Here is a 20,003-nt window from a genome sequence, read left to right as displayed (position 1 = left end):
AAAGGGGTCGGGAAGATGAAAAAGAAAATCATAGCTGGTGCAGTTACAGTCGGATTGCTAACCGGAGCAGGCTTTTCGTTAGCGAATACAGATGCGGGACAGGCTTTGAAAACTTGGTATGATAACTTATTTAACCAAACAAGTGCTGAGGTTCTAAGTGAATCGGATGCCAATTTTGAACAGTTATTAACAGAGCTCAGAGCAGAAAATGAAACACTAAAGGAGTTAGCAGCCAGTCAAATTGACGAGAAAACATTGCGTGAAATTGAAGGTTCTACTTTAGCTATTGACCAGGCCAAATATGAACATATTGCATCCCTAGATAGTGAGAAATTGTTGATCTTGGAAAATATGGATTATCAATTCTATCAACTATTTTTAGAAGGCTATTTTCATATTAAGGCAAAAGGCGATTTAATGCAGGAGGAAGCAACGGCTGGTTTCCAAGCTTTTGCTAGTGAGAAGGGCCAGTCGGCTTTAGAGCAAGTCACAGCGGAATTAAATCAAGCGAAAGCAGATGCAGTAACAGAACTTGAGCAAGAGATTGTAGCAGCGAAACAGGAAATTGTTACAAAAGTAGAATCTCAAGTTGAAATTAGTAGTCGAAATCTTCGTAATCAGGCGAATTGGAAGGCTGAAGAAATTCGAGAGGCATTAGATGCCATCCTTGCTAATTTAGTCGCAGAACAAGAGGCTGCTATAACAGCGAAAGCCGCTGAACTAGAGGCAGATGCAAAGATGAGTTTAGATGACGTTGTCAACAATATTGTCAATGATTAATTCGTTTCAGGGCCAGCTTGCTTGGCCCTGGAAATCTCGTAAAGGGAGGAAAACAAAATGAATCATAAAAAAAGTAAATATATCAAAATATTGTTTAGTTGCCTTTTCGCAGGTTTCCTTCTTTCTGTTAGTTTTCGATTTGTGTCTGCAGGTGAAGATATGGAATCGATGCTAACGAATTGGTTCTCTGCAAAAAAAGCAGCGTCCATCGCCGAGATAGAAACGGCTGTAAACGAAGAAAAAAATAAGCAAATTGCTAAATTAAAAGAAGAAATCCCACAAAAACTAGCGGCAGCAGATCAACAAATAAAACAGAAAACGGAGTCAGAAGTAGCCAAACGTGTAGCTGAATTAGAAGCGTACACAAATGAATTGATCCAAAATTACGATCCAACCATTGAGGAGAATCAGAAAAAAATCGCTGAGTTAGAAGCCATAATGGAAGCAGCAAAGGCTGATATGACGGCAGTAGCTGAGGAGTAGTTGAGTGGATCCATTCTTAACTAATTCCACGACTTCATCACTAACACGACCCGTCCCTTTATTGATAAAATTTGATTCGATGTGAGTTGAAACCAATCAAACAGAGATCCGCATTTGAAAGCTTGACGCGCTACCGGGTTAAACGAATCAAATTTACCGATGTCTCCAGTTAATTGACGTGTTTCCCACCTAATCTAACAAAAATAATCCAACACTCCCTATATTGCTGCGTTTTCATATTAATCCACTCTAAGATTATTAAAATTTAAAAATCACCTGTCCTCATCTAAACCCAATCAAACTTCAATCTAAACTATGGATTCCAATTTCAATCCATAAAGGTCATTTACCGCACCATAAAAAAAGAACAAAGACCAAAAAGTCTTTGTTCACGCGTAACTTATTTTTCAATGGGTCTCATTGATAGTGGGTGCTATTTCCAAACGATTAATAAAACTTCACTACGCGCTCAAGAGGTAGTCTAGTTGTATTAAAGGCAGGTGCAGCGCTTTTGCCAATAGCGATTAATGTAATGGGGAATATGTTTTCTTCTAGCTCAAATTGTTTGGCGAAGGCAGCTTTATCGAAGCCTCCCATTACGATTGTATCTAGCTCACGTTCTTTTGCGAGCAGAAGCAATTGCATTGAAATCAGACCAGCATCATAGCTTGCGATGTTCATTAGTCCTTCTTTCGGCTGGCCAGGATAAAATTGGTGTGTATTGCTGATGGTACGGTCAGCAATGGATTGATCCATGTAACCAGCTTCGACATTTTGAGTATAGATTTCCTCAACATTTTTATAAGCCTCCGTATCACCAAGTACGGCAATAACAGCAGAAGCATTTTCTACAATCTTTTGGTTGTTGCCAAATACAGGTAAAGCCTTTTTCATTGCTTCATCTTGGATAGCGATAAATCTCCATGATTGTAAATTACTAGAAGAAGGAGCTGAAATAGCATGTGCTAATAGTTCTTCTAAACTTTCTTGATTTATTTTAAAAGAAGGATCGAATACCCTCACAGACTTGCGTTCATTCATAAGAGTAACTAATTCTGACATTTAACTCTCCACCTTTACTTATGTTTAGTAAGTTTATTTCGTTTATAAACTTACCATTCGTAAGTTATGTTGTCAACTAATGAATATATGGTACTATTTAATGAGGACAGGTAAAGGAGCTATAAAGAATGGATTGTAACCATAAATTGAAAACGGATTCTAAGCATATCTGTAGCAACTACCATGAAGCGATTGAATTTATAGGTCGCAGATGGATGGGCATGGTCATCTATTCCTTAATGGACGGACCGAAGAGATTTTCTGAATTAGCAGAGGAAATTAATGGTATTTCTGACCGATTACTTACAGAACGGTTGAATGAACTCATTAAGGAAGAACTTGTGAGTAAAACTTTTTTAGAAGATTCTTCGAAAAAAGTTGAATATGCCTTAACAGAAAGAGGAATGAGCTTGAAGAAAGTTATTGAAGCCATTCTTGCTTGGATTGCTGAAAACGAAAAGTAATAGTCGAGACAAATATTGTAGCTGAAGAACGAACAGATCTATAGAGGATTTGTTCTTTTTTTGGGCTCTTTTTTATATTAGAAGGAGTGTATAATTCTTTTGTTGAAAGCTATAGAGTGAATAATAAATTGTGAATGAAGAGGGGGAGAAGGGAAATGAAAAGTATCTATGATCCGGTATATTTAGAGGAAATTTTAACACGTATAGATCGTTTGAGTTCCAATTCAAAACGGCAATGGGGGAAGATGAATGTCGCCCAAATGATGGCTCATTGCTCAGCATTTCAAGATATTGCGATGGGGGAATCTTCTCCAAAAAGGAGTTGGTTGGGAATCTTTGTAGGAAACTTCGCCAAACCGATTTTTTATAACGAAAAGACTTTACCTAAAAATATGTCTACGATTCCGACCATTTTAATTGTCAATGATAGGGACTTTAGCAAAGAGAAGGAAAAGTTGAAACAAAAATTATTGCAATTCCATGCTGATGGACCAGAAAAGTGTACAACCCATCCCCATTCTTTTTTTGGTAAACTGACCGCTGAGCAATGGGGAAAGGGTATATACAAGCATCTAGACCATCATCTCAAACAGTTTGGTCTATAACGCATCATCTTCGTTCTTCCTTTATTTTCTTCATCAAGGCTTCACAACCAGCGCTCACTAAATCATATGTTTCCTGGAAATTCCCGGTATAGTAAGGGTCCGGCACATCCTTTGCACCTTCAGTTAAATCTAATAAACGGAATATTTTTGGATGCTGAGGTTGACCCAGTATACGGTATATATCTTTTATATTCGATTCATCCATTGCCACAATATAATCAAATACTTCGAAGTCTTCTTTCTGTAATTGACGTCCTTTTAATCCTTTAGAGGAAATACGATAGTCGTTTAAAATTGCGAGTGTTCCTTTATGTGGAGGCGCGTCAATGTGCCAAGAGCTCGTCGCTGCTGAATCTACGAATATTTCCTTCTCTAGTCCAACTTGTTCTACCTTATGTCTAAATATCGCCTCTGCCATTGGTGAACGACAAATATTACCTAAACAAACGAATAACACTTTAATCATGAGGCTGCCCCTTTCCTTTTACAAAAAATGATTCAGTCGAAACGACCATAAGTTCAACAATTTGTTCAGCCATATAAGTGGGTGTATGTGGAAAGTCCTCTTCAATCCAGCGAATAATGAGACCAGCAATGCCATTGGCTCGATAAATATATAACCATTTAGCGTCAACTGAACTGTCCTTAGGCAGCACATAGTCGTATTCATCTAAAAAAAGTTGTTCAATTGCTTGTGCCATTTGATAGCGGAAATCGACACGAATATGGTCACTTAATAATAATTGATATAGTGATGCATGTTCTTTGAAATAATTGAATAGAGTAATCTCCTCAATCGGAAGTTCTCGTAAATAAACTTGTTCATATGCTTGATAAGGAATACCAATTTGTTCAATCATCTCATGTAATGTCTCATCAATGACCTCTTTTAGTAACTCGTCCATCGAATGAAAATTGGCGTAAAATGTTCCACGATTATAATTTGTCTCTCTTGCAATCTCAGATATAGTAATTTGGGCGAAAGGCTTTTTGTATAATAATTCAATAAATTTTGTTTTAATAGCTGCGCGTGACCGTTGTACGCGTTTATCTAAAAAATCATGCTCCAAGAGAATCACCTCTTTCCTTATTATGTTGAATTCCAATATATTTTGCAATTTTACTGAACAAAATAAAATAGGTTGCACATTACTGAACAAAATGACCCAGTTTGTATATTGAGACACTAAAAATGATGAGATTTAATAGTAACTGAACAAAGGAAAGGGAGGAAAGAACAATGACATTTCCAGTATTAGAAGGTAAAGTCGCTATTATTACAGGCGCAGCAATGGGTATGGGGGAAGCGACGGCTAAACTTTTTGCAGAGGCAAAAGCGAAAGTAGTCGTAGCTGATTTTAATGAGGAAAAAGGCCAAGCAGTAGTAGAAGAAATCAAAGCTAGTGGCGGAGAAGCTGCTTTTGTAAAAGTAGATATCTCGAAATCAAAAGAAGTACAAAACATGGTGCAATTTGCTGTAGACACATATGGTAAATTAGATGTAGCTGTGAATAATGCTGCGCTAACACCAGATGATAAATTAGCCGCTGAGTTCGATGAAGATTATTGGCACCGTTTAATGTCTGTAGACTTAACAGGTACGGCTCTTTGTTTGAAATATGAGCTACAACAACTAGAAAAACAAGGAGACGGTGGTTCGATTGTTAATATCTCATCTGTAAGCGGATTCCGTCCACAACCACAAAATATTGCTTATGTAGCAGCCAAGCACGGAGTAGTTGGAATGACTAAAGTAGCTGCAATGGAATATGGTCCAAAAAATATACGTGTGAATTCAGTAGCTCCTGGTGCCATTGATACACCAATGCTTAGAGGTGCGCTTGATCAGTTTGGATTTACGGAAGAAGAATATGCTCCACAATTAAGCTTGTTGAATCGCTTTGGTCAACCAAGAGAGATTGCTCAAGCAAGTCTATGGTTAGCATCAGATGCATCTTCTTATATTACAGGTACCACTATTCATGCGGACGCTGGATATACATCTAGATAAGACGCAATTATGAGAGCTCTTTTTAAAAGGAGCTCTATTTTTTTACTCCTCATAACGATTCATCCCTCACCCATATCGCCTTTGTATAGGCAACCCTCATTCCTGCTCGCTCCATATTCCTCTGACTAACTGAACCATAGGAGGCCTGCCCAACTATCCATTTGCAGCCGATTTCCTGCGCATGTTGAATTCTTTGTTGAATAAATGCAGACTGCACACCTTTTTGACGAAAAGTAGGTAACGTAGAGGCAGCTGCGAGGTTCCCCCCTTTTTCATTACAAAAAAGTACGCCGACACCAGCCGGTTCATGATTCACTAACGCTAAGTAAAATGTCCATTCTGGTAACGAATAAAGGACAGCATTGTTTTGTGCTACGCCTTCAAGTAAGAAAGAAGGCATTTGAAAGCCTTGTGTGTATATGTCAGCAAAAGTCTGGAATTCATCTGGATGTAAGGCGCGAATTTCAATAGCGCTATTAACAGGTTTTATGGTATCGGGTAACTGCTTATATAAAGTGGTATGAAAGTCTATCTGATAAAAACCACGTTTGTGCAAAGCCTTTAATAATGATTGGGAATGATGACTTGGTGCAATTTCGAAGCGAGCAGGGATATGTTTTTCATCATAAAAATCAATTATTTCATCAAGCAATAACTCGTCTTCTCCACAAAGCCCTTTGATCACATTAAAAGCTGGTCCCGGAATACTTTTAACGGTGTAAGCCATCGTTTGTCCGAATGATTGAATGGATACGCCCATTGGATTATTTTGTAGGTTTCCAATAGCAAGAAGGCGCGAAGTTAGTGTATCCATTTCGATTTGTTCCCATAATTTTTCATTCATACATTTCACATCCTTGTTCAACTTTTTTCGACACCCTTCTGGATATTTCCTCTTTGAGAAGTTTTTTTCTATCTTATGTCAGCATCGATGTCACCTGTCATCTAATTTTTATAAAAGAAATACCTACCTACGGACATAAAAAATGTTTTATAAGGAAAACGGTTTGAACAACTAGAAAAAATTGTTTATTAATAGTGATTTATCCCTCCGAAATTGTTGTTTTAAGTCAAATTCGGTTGTCATCTATCGGTAAAAAAAGTTTATTTCCATGTGATGGCTATGAAATATTTATATATTAATATATTAATCGTGCCAATTTGACAATGAAAAAAAAGGAAAAGAGGAGGCGGGCATATGTGGATTATTGTTGTTTGCTGTCTCATTTTATTAACGGCAGGAATTATGGAGAAAAGAAAACATCGTAAGAGGCTAGATGCGTTAAAGATACGAGTGAATATTAATGGAATCCGCGGGAAATCAACAGTTACAAGGCTTATTACCGGGATATTATTCGAAGCTGGTTATAAGACAGTAGGAAAAACAACCGGAACAGATGCGAGGATGATTTATTGGAATGATCCAGAAGAGAAACCAATCGTAAGAAAGCCTCAAGGGCCTAATATTGGTGAACAGAAGGAAGTGATTAAAGAGACGGTTGAGCGTGGGGCGGAAGCATTGGTCAGTGAATGTATGGCGGTTAACCCCGATTACCAAATTACTTTCCAAGAAGAATTACTACAAGCGAACATCGGCGTTATCGTTAATGTATTAGAGGATCATATGGATGTCATGGGACCAACATTAGATGAAGTTGCTGAGGCTTTTACAGCGACTATCCCACATAATGGTTATCTAATTATTACCGATGATGCATATCGTGATTATTATGAAAAAGCAGCTGCGGAGCGTAACACGACCGTGATAGTTGCAGATAATAGTAAGATTTCAGAAGCATTTCTAAAACAGTTCGATTACATGGTTTTCCCTGATAATGCCTCTTTAGCACTGGCTGTAGCAGAAGCGATTGGTATTGATGAAAAAACGGCAAGACAAGGGATGCTCAATGCGCCACCAGATCCAGGAGCGATGAGAATTTCTCCAATTGGACATTCGAAAGAACCATCCTATTTTGTTAATGGTTTTGCGGCAAATGATGCGTCTTCAACTTTGAATATTTGGAAGCGAGTAGAAGAAGTTGGATACCCGACAAAGGAACCCATTGTTATCATGAATTGTCGTGCAGACCGCGTCGATCGTACGGAACAATTTGCTAGAGATGTACTACCATTTATCCCAATGAAAACACTTGTGGTGATTGGGGAATCGGCGGAACCAATTGTGAAAGCATACGAACTAGGACTTATACCTGCCCATTCATTAGAAAACTTAGAAGGGTCGGATACGGGAGAAATTCTCGAACATTTAAAAGGAGAAATGAAAGGTTCTACCATTTATGGAGTCGGCAATATACATGGTGCTGCAGAACCGTTAATAGAAGAAATTCAACATTTGAAAATAAAACAATTAGTCAGTTAAGGAGCGTTTTCCATGTTTGGTGATGATTTATACATATCTCTTATTTTAGGCGTCCTACTCAGTCTCTTATTTGCTGAGAAATTTGGGATTATGCCTGCTGGGTTAGTCGTGCCAGGTTACCTGGCTCTTGTATTAGACCAGCCAATCTTTGTTTTAATAATTTTGCTCGTCAGTTTGCTAACTTATGTGATCGTAAAATACGGTGTATCAAAGGTCGTTATTTTATACGGACGTCGCAAGTTTGCTGCAATGCTGATTACCGGGATATGTCTCAAATTGATATTAGATTATTTTTACCCGATATTACCGTTTGAGATTAATGAATTTAGAGGGCTGGGAGTGATTGTACCAGGATTGATTGCAAATACGATTCAAAAACAAGGAGTTACCATTACATTAGGTAGCACACTGCTTTTATCCGCTGCCACATTTGGCATTATGTACGTGTATTACCTATTTTAAAGGAGAGAGAAGACCACAATGGAACATAAAAAGAAACCTAGGAAGCTTAATTTTCATGAACAACTTCTTCGTTTCTTAAAGAAGCAGAAAAGACGTATTCCTGTACATATCATGATTCTTTTTCCGGTGTTAATTGTTGCATTTGCTATTATCTATAGTTTTGATATTCGTACGGAGGCAGATGCTGAGCCAGAAGAGAATGCGCAAGTAACGGGCGTGGCTGTTGGAGATGTGATGGTCGGGAGACATGTGGAAGAAGTAACAAACCGTTATGGTTATGACTATTTATTCCGTTATGTAGAGCCTTTGTTTAATCAAGCGGACTATGCGACGGGGAATTTTGAAAATGTAGCAAGCGACCGAGAGCTTGAACCGATGGAAAACAAAGAGATTACATTGCAAGCCAATCGTGAATCGGTTACGGCGATGAAGGATGCTGGTTTTCAAACGATGGCCATGGCGAATAACCATATGATGGATTACGGAGAACAGGGAATGATTGATACCCTTGATACTTTTCATGAACAAGGTATCGATGCCGTTGGCGCTGGGACAAATAGTACCGATGCTAGAAATCGTATTTCTTATCAGGAAATCAATGGATTAACGATTGCGACACTTAGTTTTTCCGACTTAAGTTCTGAAGAAACGAAGGCAGGAGAAAAACAAGCCGGGATATTAGATTTTGATCCAGCCACTTTTATCCCATTAACCGCAGAAGCAAAGAAAAAGGCAGATTACGTGATCGTCCATGCCCATTGGGGACGTGAATATAATAGTCGAGCGAGTGATCGACAAAAAGAGCTGGGAAGAGCGTTAGCAGATGCTGGAGCCGATTTAGTTATTGGACACCATCCCCATGTATTAGAGTCGATTGAGGTCTATGATGACACAGTTATTTTTTATAGCTTGGGTAACTTTATTTTCGACCAGGGCTGGTCAAGAACGAGAGAAACAGCACTCGTACAATTTCATCTCATGCCTACAGGGGAAACGAATTTCGAAATTACCCCTATGAAAATACGAGAAGCTACACCCGCCCCTCTATCAAACTGGGACAAGCTCTCACAGCAGTCAATTATCCGACAATTAACGAGAGACTTGGATGTGGATCACGCGACAGTTGATGATAAATTAACGTTTACGGTTAAACAAAGGGAGGGAGAAGAATGAAGAAGGTATTGAAACGTTTATTGCCTTATTTATTTGTAGCCAGTTTATTCCTTTTTATCGTTGGCTTCAGTCAAACAGATACGCTAACAGAAAAAGAGGAACAAGAAATACAAATCGAGTTATTGAAGGTGAAGGTGCAACAAAACCAAGATTAAAGAAGGAGGAACAATGAAGAAAAAACTTATACTGCTAGGATTGCTGGTTGTTATTCTCATTGTGATTGTTCTTCTGCGGGTATTTGATGGAAAGGGTGAAGAAGAGGTGAGCCTCCCGATGATAGGAACAGAGAGCGGTGAATACGGGGTAAGTGCAAGCCACCCGTTAGCTGTAAAGGTAGGAATGGAAGTATTAAACGAAGGGGGTAATGCAGTTGATGCAGCTGTTGCTGTGTCTTATGCATTAGCCGTTGTCGAACCATATGGCTCAGGCCTTGGCGGTGGCGGGGAGACACTTGTATATCAAGAAGGCGCAAACCCATTCGTTCAGCAATATAGAGAAATGGCTCCGCTCTCTTCGGAGGAAGTAGAATCAGATTCAGGCATTCCTGGATTTGTAAAGGGAATGGAAGATATTCATGAAGCTGAAGGAAGTATGTCGTTTAAGAAGATTATGGATAAAGTGATCCCACTAGCTGCAGACGGCTTCGAGGTAGATGAGGATTTATCGTATCGCTTTAAGGTAGCGCTAAAAAATCGGATAGACGAGGATGAAGATTCACCTTTTATTATTGATGGGGAGCCGATAGAAGCAGGTGATCGTCTCGTACAACCAGCTCTTGCTCAGACGCTTAAAAACATCCGTGATGGCGGTGCGGCAGCATTTTACCGAGGTGAGATGGCAGAGTCTTTCGCTGAGCAACATGAATCCTTTGACCGCAGTGATTTTAGTAAGTATACTTCACAAAAAATGAAAGCAGTGCATGGAGAGTTTATGGGATATGATGTTTTTTCATCTGCCCCCCCATACTCAGGGCTGACCGTCATTCAATCATTGCAGATGGCAGAGAAAGTATTAGAAGAACAAGAATGGGAAGATGAACCTTCATTTGTCGCCTCTTTCGGAGAAATTAGTAAAATTGCCTACGAGCAGAGATTATCGCAAATAGGGGATATGGATTATACCGATCTTGATTTGGAAAAATCAATGAGTAAAGAGTTTACTGATGAGTTGGTGGAGGAGCATAAGGATATTTTCAAAAGTGCCCGATTAAATGATTCAGAGGCAGAACGTAAAGATTATGGGCATACCACTCATTTTGTTGTCGTAGATGATAACGGTATGATGGTATCAACAACGAATTCATTAGGGAACTTCTTTGGAACAGGAGAGTATATGGAGGAAGGATTCTTCCTGAATAACGCACTCACGAATTACAGTGAAAATGAAAAAAGTCCGAATGTGTTTGAACCAGGTAAAAGGCCAAGAAGCTTTATCTCGCCAACGATTCTAGCAAATGATAAAGAAGTTATCGGCATAGGCTCACCTGGAGGAAGAAGAATTCCTGCAGTGGTCACCGAATCCATTCTCTATCATCTTGTGTATGGTTATAGTTTACAACAAGCTGTGGAGCGACCACGCTTTTATTTAGAAGACGATAAAATTGAGATTGAACCAGGCTTCAAACGGGAAACCTATAACGAACTACAAAGTAAAGGCTATAAAGTGAAAATCAATGACAACGCCACTTACTTCGGCAGTGTCAATGCCTTATCCCTACAACTAAATGACCGTACATTAGACGGAGCTGCAGATCCCCGTAGAATAGGAGAATGGAAGAAAGCTGAATAAATGAAAAAGGCATTCAATCAAACGTTTGATTGAATGCTTTTTTTTGGGGAATTTAATCTGTGGTTAATCAAAAGGTACCTCATATACTTTCTTTAGAATACCGCCATATTAATCATTTGAATATAGATGGAAAAACTTGTTGTCATAATGGGTGGTTAAATATTTTTACATTTTGTCTAATGATATCATTCTGTTAATAATAGATAATTATGAAATATCTGAATTATCATTTATAGAAAGGAGAAAAAAATGAAAAAGCGCAAATTTATTTCTTTGTATGTGGTTGTTACCATGATTCCGTTTTTATTACTTATTTTTCCGCTATTTGAATTAGTGAATCGTCCAACACCTATTATTTTGGGGCTACCCTTTTCATTTTTTTGGGTGATTTTATGGATATTCATTACATTTGTTGCATTAATTGTACTTTATTTTATTGATCCGGATAAAAATGAAGAGGGGGATTTTTAATGCCTCACTGGCAAATTGCATTGGTCATAATGATTGTATATTTAGTTGTATGCCTACTAGTTGGTATTTTTGCGGGTAGAGGGAGGGATAGTAGTTCGTTAGATGAATTTGCGGTTGCAGGAAGAGGGCTGGGTTTACTTGTCATGTGGTTCCTTATGGGAGGTGCGGTTTTTAGTGCTTTTTCATTTTTAGGCGCTCCAGGTTGGGCATATTCGCGTGGTGCCCCTGCTTTATATATTATTACATATACGGCATTTGCTATACTACCGTGGTATATTATTGGGCCTAAAATTGGGAAGATAGGTAAAAAGAATAATTTATATACTGTATCAGCCTTTTTGAAAGGGAGATTTAATAGTCCATGGCTGGCTATTGTAGTAGGTATGATTGCATTACTTGCTTCCATTCAATATTTGGCTACTCAGATGTCAGGCATGGCAATTATTTTCAATATTATGACAGAAGGGCGTATGCCTATCTGGTTAGGTGCGCTAATTTCTTACGGAATAGTGGTTGTATATGTGGCTACTGGTGGGCTTCGAGCAGCAGCATGGTCCGATGTTTTTCAAGGATTATTGATGATTATTGTTTCTTGGGTTGTAGGCCTCTCTATTGTTTATCAATTACATGGTGGTACATCTGATATGTTCACAACAATCGCCCGCGAAACACCTGAATTTCTTCAAATTGGAAAAGACGGTTCCACTATGAGTCCTATGGCTTTTACTACGATAATTCTTGTCTCTGTTATAGGTTTTCTCATGTGGCCACATCTTTTTTCTAAATCATATGCATCAAATGCCAAAATAATAAAGAAAACAGTACTTGCATATCCAATTTTTGCCCTATTCCTCGTCCCTCTCCTTTTAGTTGGTTATGCAGCTGTAGGGGTGGTCGATTCAGGGGAGTTGAGTAGCCCTGATCAGGTGCTGCCGTATTTAATTACGACAGTAATGAACCTTCCAGGATGGGTTTATGGGTTAGTAGGAGCGGGTGCTTTAGCAGCAGCGATGTCTTCAGCAGATGCCATCACTCATAGTGCTTCTTTGGAAGTGACTGATGGTGTTGTTAAGAATGTAAAAAAGAACTTAACAGATAAGCAAACACTATTAATTATGCGGCTTGGTGTATTTGTTATTGGTGGACTAGCTTACTATATTACTGTTTTTGGTGGACAAGGTTTAGTAGCTCTCCTTTTAGGAGCATATGGTGCTATTGTACAATTCGCTCCAGGTGTTTATAGTGCTTTATATTGGAGAAGAGCGACATCAAAAGGGGTATTAAGTGGGTTAATTATTGGCACTATTTTAAATTTCTATTATCAGCTTGTTGCTGATTCAGTTCCGTTTGATATCCATGCTGGTATTATTGGCTTACTAGCTAATGTATTTGTGATGATTACAGTTAGTTTGCTAACTAAACCTCAAGAAGCTGAACAAGTAAGTAAATATGTAGATGTAGCTTAAAGAAAGGAAGGTAAATATGATAGCAGATATCGTAATGACAAATGGTGAAGTACTGACAATGGATGAGAACAATAGAATTGATGAAGCGGTAGCGATTAAAAGTAATAAAATAATTGCAGTTGGCAAGAATTCTGAAATGAGTTCTTTCATATCTGATCAAACGAAATTAATAAACCTTGAAGGAAGAACACTTTTGCCAGGGTTTATTGATGCTCATCTTCATCTAACAATCTACGGGACGAATTTGCTTAGTGTTAGTTGTAAAGCTTCTCATATAAAATCCCTAAATGATATATTTAAAGATTTGAAAAAGAAATGTCAAGAGACTCCAAAAGGTGAGTGGGTACGTGCATGGGGGTTTAAGGAAGACGCTTTATTAGAGAAGCGTTTTCCAACAAAGCAAGAATTAGATCAAATATCGACTGAACATCCTATTGTTATTATTAGAACCTGTAATCATACTTCAATTGCAAATAGTAAAGCTTTAGAGATTGCAGGGATTAATGAACATACAAAGAACCCTGATGGAGGAATCCTAGAAAGAGATTGTTTAGGATTGTTGACAGGTAAGTTAATTGAAAATGCCCATATGCAATTATTTGAACATGCAGCGTACTCTAGTGAAGAACTAAAAGAAGGAATGGCTTTGGCATCTGATGATTTTGTTAAATATGGCATAACAAGTGTACATGATGCTGGAGCTTATGGAGATGGCGGCGAAACGATGCGAATGATGCAGGAAGCCGTCAATGAAAATAAGGTAAAGGTTAGGGTTTATGCCATAGTAGGGTCATTAACAAATTCACATGATTTCGTGAGGAATATGATTAATGAAGGTAAGTTTAGTGGTCAAGGGGATAATCGATTTAGAATCGGACCTGCAAAGCTGTTTACTGACGGTAGCAGTACTGGTCCAACTATTGCCACAAGAGAAGGTTACACGCATAACCCTAAAGATTTCGGTGTGATATATTATGAGCAAGAGGAGTTAAACCGTATATTAGGTGAAGCACATGATAACGGTTTTCAAATAACTGCTCATGCTCAAGGTGATAAAGCAATTGAGATGGTATTAAATTGTATTGAAGAGGCACTAAAAAAGAATCCGCGAGAGAATCATCGCCATCGAATTGAACATGCGGGTATTGCTGCACCTGATTTACAGGAACGAATAAAGAATCTAGGAGTTATTCCTATCCCTAACCCAGGATTTATTTACGTGAACGGTGATCATTACAAGGAATATTATGGAGATCGTGTAAATGTCATGTATCCTGCCAAAGACTATTTGGATAAAGGTATTATTATAGCTTTTGGTTCTGACACTCCAGTCATTGATTTGGATCCATTACTGGGAATTCATTCAGCAGTTAATCGAAAATCTAGCAGTGGTAATCCTATCGGTGATGAGCAGTCTATAGGAGTATTGGATGCAATTAGAGCTTATACATGGAACGGTGCTTATGCTAGTTTTGAAGAAAATATAAAAGGAAGTATAGAGACTGGAAAATTGGCTGACCTAACGATTCTAAATGAAAGTATACTAAACAAACCTATTAATCAAATCAAAGATATGTTTGTTGAAAAAACGATGATAAATGGTGAGTTTGTTTATTCTTGCCCGCAAAAGGTGCTTTAGGAAAAAAATAGAAGAATAGTAAAATATCTTTAATGCGATAAAAGCCAGAAGTGTATTTAAATACATTCTAGGCTTTTTTTATTATGTGAAACTTATTATATTGAATATTTTTTATATGATGTCGCCAATAGCGAGTCGTGTGGGGAAAGCACATTATATTTCCACTAACAAACGTACCTCTTTCGTTTTTAGTTTAATTGTAAACCCTCTATTAACTATTATGAAAATTTTCTAACAAATGTAAATGTCTATTAAATGGTTTGTAAATAATCGGTAAATCCATCATTTTCCGGCGATTGTCATGATACACTCTAGGCAAATAAAGCGTTAAATACAGCCGATGAATTTGGAGGATGCTAATGGCTCATTTCATGTTTATTCGAGGCAACCGCAATAAGAGGCTTTTTCATGATATTGGGGCTGAGTTGGAGCGAAAAGGTCATCAAGTTCATTTAATACAGCTTGAATTAAATGAGTTACTAATGAAAACGACCATTCCAACCGTTTTTTTACCAAATCATGTGGCGAAAGAGGAATACCCGATTAGTGACAAGGAGTTAATGGATCTACAGATATATAATATTACTTTTACAAAAAGGGTACTGCAAAAGGAAATCCCGCTAAGTGAGCTTAGGATGTATAAGCGGTACATGGCAGCACTAGATCACCTGATTGATAAGTACAACATAGAAGTAATTTGCTTGTTTAATGGCTATCACTGGATTGACCAAATATGCCGTTATTTAGCAAAGAAGAAGGGTTTGCGGACGTATTTCTTTGAAGATGGGCTGTTCAGGCCATATACGATTACGTGTGATCCGAATGGGATTAATGCCTGTTCGAGCGTCCCGAGAGACTTCTCCTTCTATCAGGATATGGAGGTCGACCGTCCGCGTCTAATGAAATTTATGTTTCGCCCGGAGGAAGAATCACTTAAGCACCTAAAGAGGGAAAATCTAGTGAAGGTTGCTTCAGCAAAACTATTATCAATGGCAGGGTCACTTTTGCGTATCCACCCTAACTATTTTGCTCATATTAATTTCTGGCAAGGACTCAAATATTTCGTTCATAAGAAATGGTATAGCCGAAGAAAGGAAGATGAGGTTGACTTGCGGGGTGAATATATCTTTCTCCCGTTTCAAGTGTCTCGTGATACGCAAATTTTTTATCATTCACCACATATTCAATCAATGGAGCAATTACTAGAAATTACTTTAAAAGCGGTGGAACAATATAACCAGACGTATCACAGGCAAATCAAAGTCATTGTAAAGGAACATCCTGAAGACTTATCAAGACAAAACTATCAATCATTAAAGAACAAATATACAAATGTACAATTTGTTCAAAAATATCGGATGGACAAGCTTTTGAAGGCTAGCTTAGCTGTGGTGACGGTCAATTCAACAGTCGGAATAGAAGCGCTTGCTCATTACAAAAAGGTGATTACATTAGGAGATGCCTTATACAATATTGACCCGCTAGTGGAAAGATGTCCGCATCCAGATCTTTTATATCAAAGTTTGCAAAAGTCATTATCGACCCCTTTATCTATAGATAAAATTGAAAAATTTCTCTATTATTTACGATTTCATTACCAAACAGAAGGTGTACTCAATCGACCTAATAAACAAACAGCAAAGAATTTAGCAAATAGATTAGAAGATTATGAGAGAGGTGTATTGGATGAAAGCGATTGGAATCATTCCCGCAAGGTACGCATCGACTAGATTCCCAGGTAAACCACTTGCACTTATTGCTGGTGTACCAATGATTGAACGGGTATATCGCCAAGTGTGCCAATCGGAAGAATTAGAACGCGTCATTGTCGCTACTGATCACGAAGAAATTAAACGAGTAGTAGAATCAATCGGGGGTGAGGCGATATTAACAAGCGCCGCCCATGAAACGGGCTCTGACCGTATGGCTGAAGTAGCATCCAATATAGAAGGTGACTTTTTCATTAATATTCAAGGAGATGAGCCCCTCATCCAGCCTACACTGATTAATGAGATGGTTCGTACCTCTCGAAAACAGCAAAATAGGGCTGTAATCACCGCTATGAAAAAAATTAATCGCCCTGAAGATATCACGGACCCAAATGTGGTAAAAGTCGTTACAAATGAGCAAAATGAGGCACTCTACTTTTCGAGAGCACCGATTCCTTTTCAAAGAGGCGAGAAAACCGATTATTTTAAACATATTGGTGTCTATGGTTATCCACGTGAAATATTAATGAGATTCGTTATGCTCCCACAAACACCGCTTGAACAAGCAGAAATGCTTGAGCAACTAAGACTGATAGAAAATAATATCCTGATTAAAATGATTGCAACAGATGACCCGTTCCATGGTGTAGACACAAAGGAAGATATTCAAAAAATAGAAGAGATTCTAGGGGGAAAACAGTATGTCTAAAACAGTCAGATTAAATGATGAAATCGTATTTGGCGGTGAGCGTCCTTTTGTATTGATTGCCGGACCATGCATGTTAGAAAGCAAAGAAGTAGTGATGGAGACAGCGGCAAGATTAAAAGAAATTACCTCTCATTTAGGCATTCCATTTATCTTCAAAGGGTCATTTGATAAAGCGAATCGATCATCTATATTTTCCGAAAGAGGGCCTGGACTTCAAGCGGGATTAAACATGCTAGCAAATGTGAAGGATGCCTTCCGCATTCCTGTGTTATCAGATATTCATGAGCCTAGCCAAGCGGCTTTGGCTAGTCAAGTACTGGATATTATCCAAATCCCAGCCTTTCTTTGTAGACAAACAGACTTGCTTACTGCTGCAGCCAAAACAGGAAAAGTCATCAATGTGAAAAAGGGTCAATTCCTCTCTCCTACTGACATGAACAATGTTGTGACAAAGTTAAAGGAAGCAGGGAATGAGCGAATATTACTTACAGAAAGAGGCTCAACATTTGGCTATAACAATTTAGTTGTTGATATGCGTTCATTACCAATGATGAGAGAAATGGCACCAGTTGTATTTGATGCCACACATAGTGTGCAAATCCCAGGAGGCAATGGTACAAGTACAGGAGGGAAGCGTGAATTTGTTCCTTACTTATCTCGTGCCGCAGCAGCAGTTGGCGTCGACGCTATTTTTATGGAGGTTCACCCTAACCCTGAAAAAGCGTTATCTGATGGACCGAATATGGTGAAATTAAGTGATGTAGAACAAATATTAAAACCGATTGTAGCCATGGATTGTTTATTAAAAGCATCATCCTATGCAGGAGGGAATGAGCATGCTGAATATGAAAACGAACCAGCTGGATTATACTAATCACGTGATTTCTGTATTGGAAAAAGAAGCAACAGCTATTATGCAGTTAAAAGATCAAGTCGGTCCACATATCAATGAGGCGATTGCCATGATTCTCCAATGTGAAGGAAGAGTGGTTATTACAGGCATAGGCAAATCAGGCATAATTGCCAGAAAAATCAATGCTACTATGGCGAGTACAGGTACACCTTCTATTTTCCTTCATCCATCGGAAGGCTTACATGGAGATTTAGGAATGGTTACGGCTAAGGATGTAGTGATAGCGATATCAAATAGTGGGGAATCGGAAGAAGTATTACAGCTCATTCCATCCATAAAAAGAATCGGTGCGAAAATGATTAGTATTGTGAAAAACCCATTATCGACATTGGCTAGAAAGTCAGAGATCGTCCTTTGTATAGGCAATGTAGAAGAAGCCTGCCCACATGGTTTAGCTCCTACAACAAGCACGACGGTCACTTTAGCTTTAGGAGATGCCTTAGCCATTGCCTTACTAGAAGCAAGAAACTTTCAGCCAGAAGATTTTGCAGTCTTTCATCCGGCAGGCTCATTAGGTAGAAGATTATTACTTAAAACAGCTGATGTGGTCGCTAATACCCGCAAAAACCCGATTATTGCTACACATGCAACCGTTCAAGAGGCACTATTCTCTATGACTTTACAAGGAATGGGCGCGATCAGTGTAGTCACAGAGAAAAATGAATTATTCGGTATTTTAACAGATGGTGATATTCGAAGAGCATTTGCGATGACGAATACAATACTTGAAGAACAAGTCCTTCAATATTGTAATCCACAACCCTATTTTCTATCAGAAAATCACCTTGCTTCTGAAGCGAAGACATTAATGGAGCAGCATAAAGTAAATGTGCTGCCGATTGTCAATGACAAACATGAGCCCACTGGTATGATTCATATTCATGACCTTATGCATCTTGGGTTGTAGGAGGCACACTGATGAAAAATATTCGCTTAATCGTGTTAGATGTTGATGGTGTGTTAACCGATGGCAAACTCTTGTTATCAAGCAGTGGTGAAGAAGTAAAGGCATTTCATGTACATGATGGCATGGGAATTAGCCTAGCGAAGTTTGTTGGGATAGAGGTCGCGATTATAACAGGCAGACGATCTGCGGCAGTTGAGAAACGAGCTGAGGAACTGAACATCAACCATGTGCAGCAAGGTGTGAAAGATAAAGTATCCGCCCTTTTACAATTAGCGGGTGAATTAGATATTGATGTGAATCAAATGTGTTATATCGGTGATGATCTGAATGATATAGAAGCAATGAATATGGTCGGGTTAGCTGCATGTCCAGCAAACGCGATGGAGGAAGTGAAGCAAGAAGCGGAAATCGTTGCGGAACGGATGGGCGGTAATGGCGCAGTGCGGGAGATTATTGAATCCATTCTTCGTCAAAGTTTTGATTACGCGGCACTTGTAAAGGATTTTCTTAACCAACAGGCGGTCAGACAGTAAGGAGTGTTTCTCTTGAATAGCTGTGAAATTTGTGAAAAACAGTTCACTCATAAGCGTGAAGTAATTTACAGTAATGATCGGTGGATGCTTGTTGCGGTTGAATCAAGGACTGCATTAGGCTATTTACACTTGGAAACGAAGAGACATATTGAACAGTGGCACGATTTAAACGAGGCAGAACAGCATGATTTTTTTCATATCGTCAAAGTGGTTGAAAGCGCATTGAAAGAAATAATTGGCAGTGAACGTTTATATATGACTTCAATGAATGAGCTTGTACGGCATCTTCATTTTCATCTTATCCCACGACTAGAAGGTAGTGCTAAGCGGGGGCTGCCATTTATTTCTGAGGTCATTGGAGGAGTCCCATCCGTATCTCTAAAGGAAATGGATTGGGTCAAAGGATTGAAAACACATTTCGTACATGTATAAAGGAAGGAGGTATTGT

At 38.6% G+C, this 20,003-nt stretch carries 23 protein-coding genes; 19 read left to right on the top strand and 4 right to left on the bottom strand.

All coding sequences use genetic code 11. The annotated features are described in order from the left end of the window. Positions 1-15: 15 nt before the first annotated feature. On the top strand, positions 16-780 hold the full coding sequence (locus LCM23_RS12275; RefSeq protein WP_224937207.1) for a hypothetical protein: 765 nt from the start codon (positions 16-18) through the stop codon (positions 778-780). Between the two features lie 57 nt (positions 781-837). Then, positions 838-1,263: a hypothetical protein gene (locus tag LCM23_RS12270; protein WP_224937206.1), complete on the top strand. Its 426-nt coding sequence runs from the start codon at positions 838-840 to the stop codon at positions 1,261-1,263. A 447-nt stretch (positions 1,264-1,710) separates the two neighbouring features. Here the strand turns inward: LCM23_RS12270 and LCM23_RS12265 are convergent, their stop codons facing one another. Next, positions 1,711-2,325, bottom strand: a complete 615-nt coding sequence (locus LCM23_RS12265; RefSeq protein WP_095371775.1) for a nitroreductase family protein — start codon at positions 2,323-2,325, stop codon at positions 1,711-1,713. A gap of 128 nt (positions 2,326-2,453) precedes the next feature. Here LCM23_RS12265 and LCM23_RS12260 point away from each other — a divergent pair, with 128 nt between their 5' ends. Together LCM23_RS12260 and LCM23_RS12255 are read left to right on the top strand one after the other, a co-directional pair. Beyond that, positions 2,454-2,789, top strand: a complete 336-nt coding sequence (locus LCM23_RS12260; RefSeq protein ID WP_224937205.1) for a winged helix-turn-helix transcriptional regulator — start codon at positions 2,454-2,456, stop codon at positions 2,787-2,789. Positions 2,790-2,944: 155 nt separating this feature from the next. After that, positions 2,945-3,394 carry a DUF1569 domain-containing protein gene (locus LCM23_RS12255; RefSeq protein ID WP_224937204.1) on the top strand — a complete coding sequence of 150 codons (450 nt, stop codon included), beginning with the start codon at positions 2,945-2,947 and terminating at the stop codon, positions 3,392-3,394. Positions 3,395-3,398: 4 nt separating this feature from the next. Here LCM23_RS12255 and LCM23_RS12250 read toward each other — a convergent pair whose 3' ends face one another. Together LCM23_RS12250 and LCM23_RS12245 are read right to left on the bottom strand one after the other, a co-directional pair. Further along, positions 3,399-3,860, bottom strand: a complete 462-nt coding sequence (locus tag LCM23_RS12250; RefSeq protein ID WP_224937203.1) for a low molecular weight protein-tyrosine-phosphatase — start codon at positions 3,858-3,860, stop codon at positions 3,399-3,401. Then, entirely contained in the window at positions 3,853-4,464 is a 612-nt protein-coding gene (locus LCM23_RS12245) for a TetR/AcrR family transcriptional regulator (protein ID WP_224937202.1), read from the bottom strand. The genes LCM23_RS12250 and LCM23_RS12245 overlap by 8 nt, the downstream gene beginning before the upstream one ends. 170 nt (positions 4,465-4,634) lie before the next feature. Here LCM23_RS12245 and LCM23_RS12240 point away from each other — a divergent pair, with 170 nt between their 5' ends. Then, the gene (locus tag LCM23_RS12240; protein ID WP_224937201.1) at positions 4,635-5,405 is read left to right on the top strand and encodes an SDR family NAD(P)-dependent oxidoreductase; all 771 of its coding nucleotides are present in this window, start codon (positions 4,635-4,637) and stop codon (positions 5,403-5,405) included. 49 nt (positions 5,406-5,454) lie between these two features. Here the strand turns inward: LCM23_RS12240 and LCM23_RS12235 are convergent, their stop codons facing one another. Next, on the bottom strand, positions 5,455-6,249 hold the full coding sequence (locus tag LCM23_RS12235; RefSeq protein ID WP_224937200.1) for a GNAT family N-acetyltransferase: 795 nt from the start codon (positions 6,247-6,249) through the stop codon (positions 5,455-5,457). A 354-nt stretch (positions 6,250-6,603) separates the two neighbouring features. On the opposite strand from LCM23_RS12235, the gene pgsB reads away from it, so the two are divergent. From pgsB to LCM23_RS12165, 14 genes are all read left to right on the top strand, one after another. Then, the gene (pgsB, locus tag LCM23_RS12230; RefSeq protein WP_224937199.1) at positions 6,604-7,785 is read left to right on the top strand and encodes a poly-gamma-glutamate synthase PgsB; all 1,182 of its coding nucleotides are present in this window, start codon (positions 6,604-6,606) and stop codon (positions 7,783-7,785) included. A gap of 12 nt (positions 7,786-7,797) precedes the next feature. Next, entirely contained in the window at positions 7,798-8,247 is a 450-nt protein-coding gene (pgsC, locus tag LCM23_RS12225) for a poly-gamma-glutamate biosynthesis protein PgsC (RefSeq protein WP_095371783.1), read from the top strand. Positions 8,248-8,265: 18 nt separating this feature from the next. Further along, the gene (locus LCM23_RS12220; RefSeq protein WP_224937198.1) at positions 8,266-9,420 is read left to right on the top strand and encodes a CapA family protein; all 1,155 of its coding nucleotides are present in this window, start codon (positions 8,266-8,268) and stop codon (positions 9,418-9,420) included. Next, positions 9,417-9,575 (top strand): hypothetical protein, encoded by a 159-nt coding sequence (locus LCM23_RS12215; protein ID WP_224937197.1) that lies wholly within the window; start codon positions 9,417-9,419, stop codon positions 9,573-9,575. The genes LCM23_RS12220 and LCM23_RS12215 overlap by 4 nt, the downstream gene beginning before the upstream one ends. 13 nt (positions 9,576-9,588) lie before the next feature. Beyond that, on the top strand, positions 9,589-11,208 hold the full coding sequence (locus tag LCM23_RS12210; protein ID WP_224937196.1) for a gamma-glutamyltransferase family protein: 1,620 nt from the start codon (positions 9,589-9,591) through the stop codon (positions 11,206-11,208). A gap of 249 nt (positions 11,209-11,457) precedes the next feature. After that, positions 11,458-11,679, top strand: a complete 222-nt coding sequence (locus LCM23_RS12205; RefSeq protein WP_224937195.1) for a DUF3311 domain-containing protein — start codon at positions 11,458-11,460, stop codon at positions 11,677-11,679. Next, complete coding sequence (locus LCM23_RS12200) at positions 11,679-13,145, top strand: sodium:solute symporter family protein (protein ID WP_224937194.1); 1,467 nt, start codon at positions 11,679-11,681, stop codon at positions 13,143-13,145. Before LCM23_RS12205 ends, LCM23_RS12200 begins: the two co-directional genes overlap by 1 nt. A 16-nt stretch (positions 13,146-13,161) precedes the next feature. Then, entirely contained in the window at positions 13,162-14,784 is a 1,623-nt protein-coding gene (locus LCM23_RS12195) for an amidohydrolase (RefSeq protein WP_224937193.1), read from the top strand. A gap of 359 nt (positions 14,785-15,143) precedes the next feature. After that, positions 15,144-16,514, top strand: coding sequence for a capsular polysaccharide export protein, LipB/KpsS family (locus LCM23_RS12190; RefSeq protein ID WP_224937192.1), 1,371 nt, complete (start codon positions 15,144-15,146; stop codon positions 16,512-16,514). Next, entirely contained in the window at positions 16,471-17,202 is a 732-nt protein-coding gene (kdsB, locus tag LCM23_RS12185; protein WP_095371787.1) for a 3-deoxy-manno-octulosonate cytidylyltransferase, read from the top strand. The genes LCM23_RS12190 and kdsB overlap by 44 nt, the downstream gene beginning before the upstream one ends. Next, on the top strand, positions 17,195-18,076 hold the full coding sequence (gene kdsA, locus LCM23_RS12180; RefSeq protein WP_224937191.1) for a 3-deoxy-8-phosphooctulonate synthase: 882 nt from the start codon (positions 17,195-17,197) through the stop codon (positions 18,074-18,076). The genes kdsB and kdsA overlap by 8 nt, the downstream gene beginning before the upstream one ends. Continuing rightward, a complete protein-coding gene (locus tag LCM23_RS12175) occupies positions 18,039-19,022 on the top strand; it encodes a KpsF/GutQ family sugar-phosphate isomerase (RefSeq protein WP_224937190.1) in 984 nt (327 codons plus the stop codon). The genes kdsA and LCM23_RS12175 overlap by 38 nt, the downstream gene beginning before the upstream one ends. A gap of 11 nt (positions 19,023-19,033) precedes the next feature. Beyond that, complete coding sequence (locus tag LCM23_RS12170; protein ID WP_224937189.1) at positions 19,034-19,555, top strand: KdsC family phosphatase; 522 nt, start codon at positions 19,034-19,036, stop codon at positions 19,553-19,555. Positions 19,556-19,567: 12 nt separating this feature from the next. Then, positions 19,568-19,987: an HIT family protein gene (locus LCM23_RS12165; protein WP_224937188.1), complete on the top strand. Its 420-nt coding sequence runs from the start codon at positions 19,568-19,570 to the stop codon at positions 19,985-19,987. Positions 19,988-20,003 lie beyond the last annotated feature (16 nt).

The sequence above is a fragment of the Cytobacillus kochii genome (genome assembly GCF_020171845.1).
GTDB classification, from domain to species: Bacteria; Bacillota; Bacilli; order Bacillales; family Cytobacillaceae; genus Cytobacillus; species Cytobacillus kochii.
The sequence above is the reverse complement of the archived record's forward strand: the minus strand, read 5'-3'. Positions and strand labels throughout refer to the sequence as shown.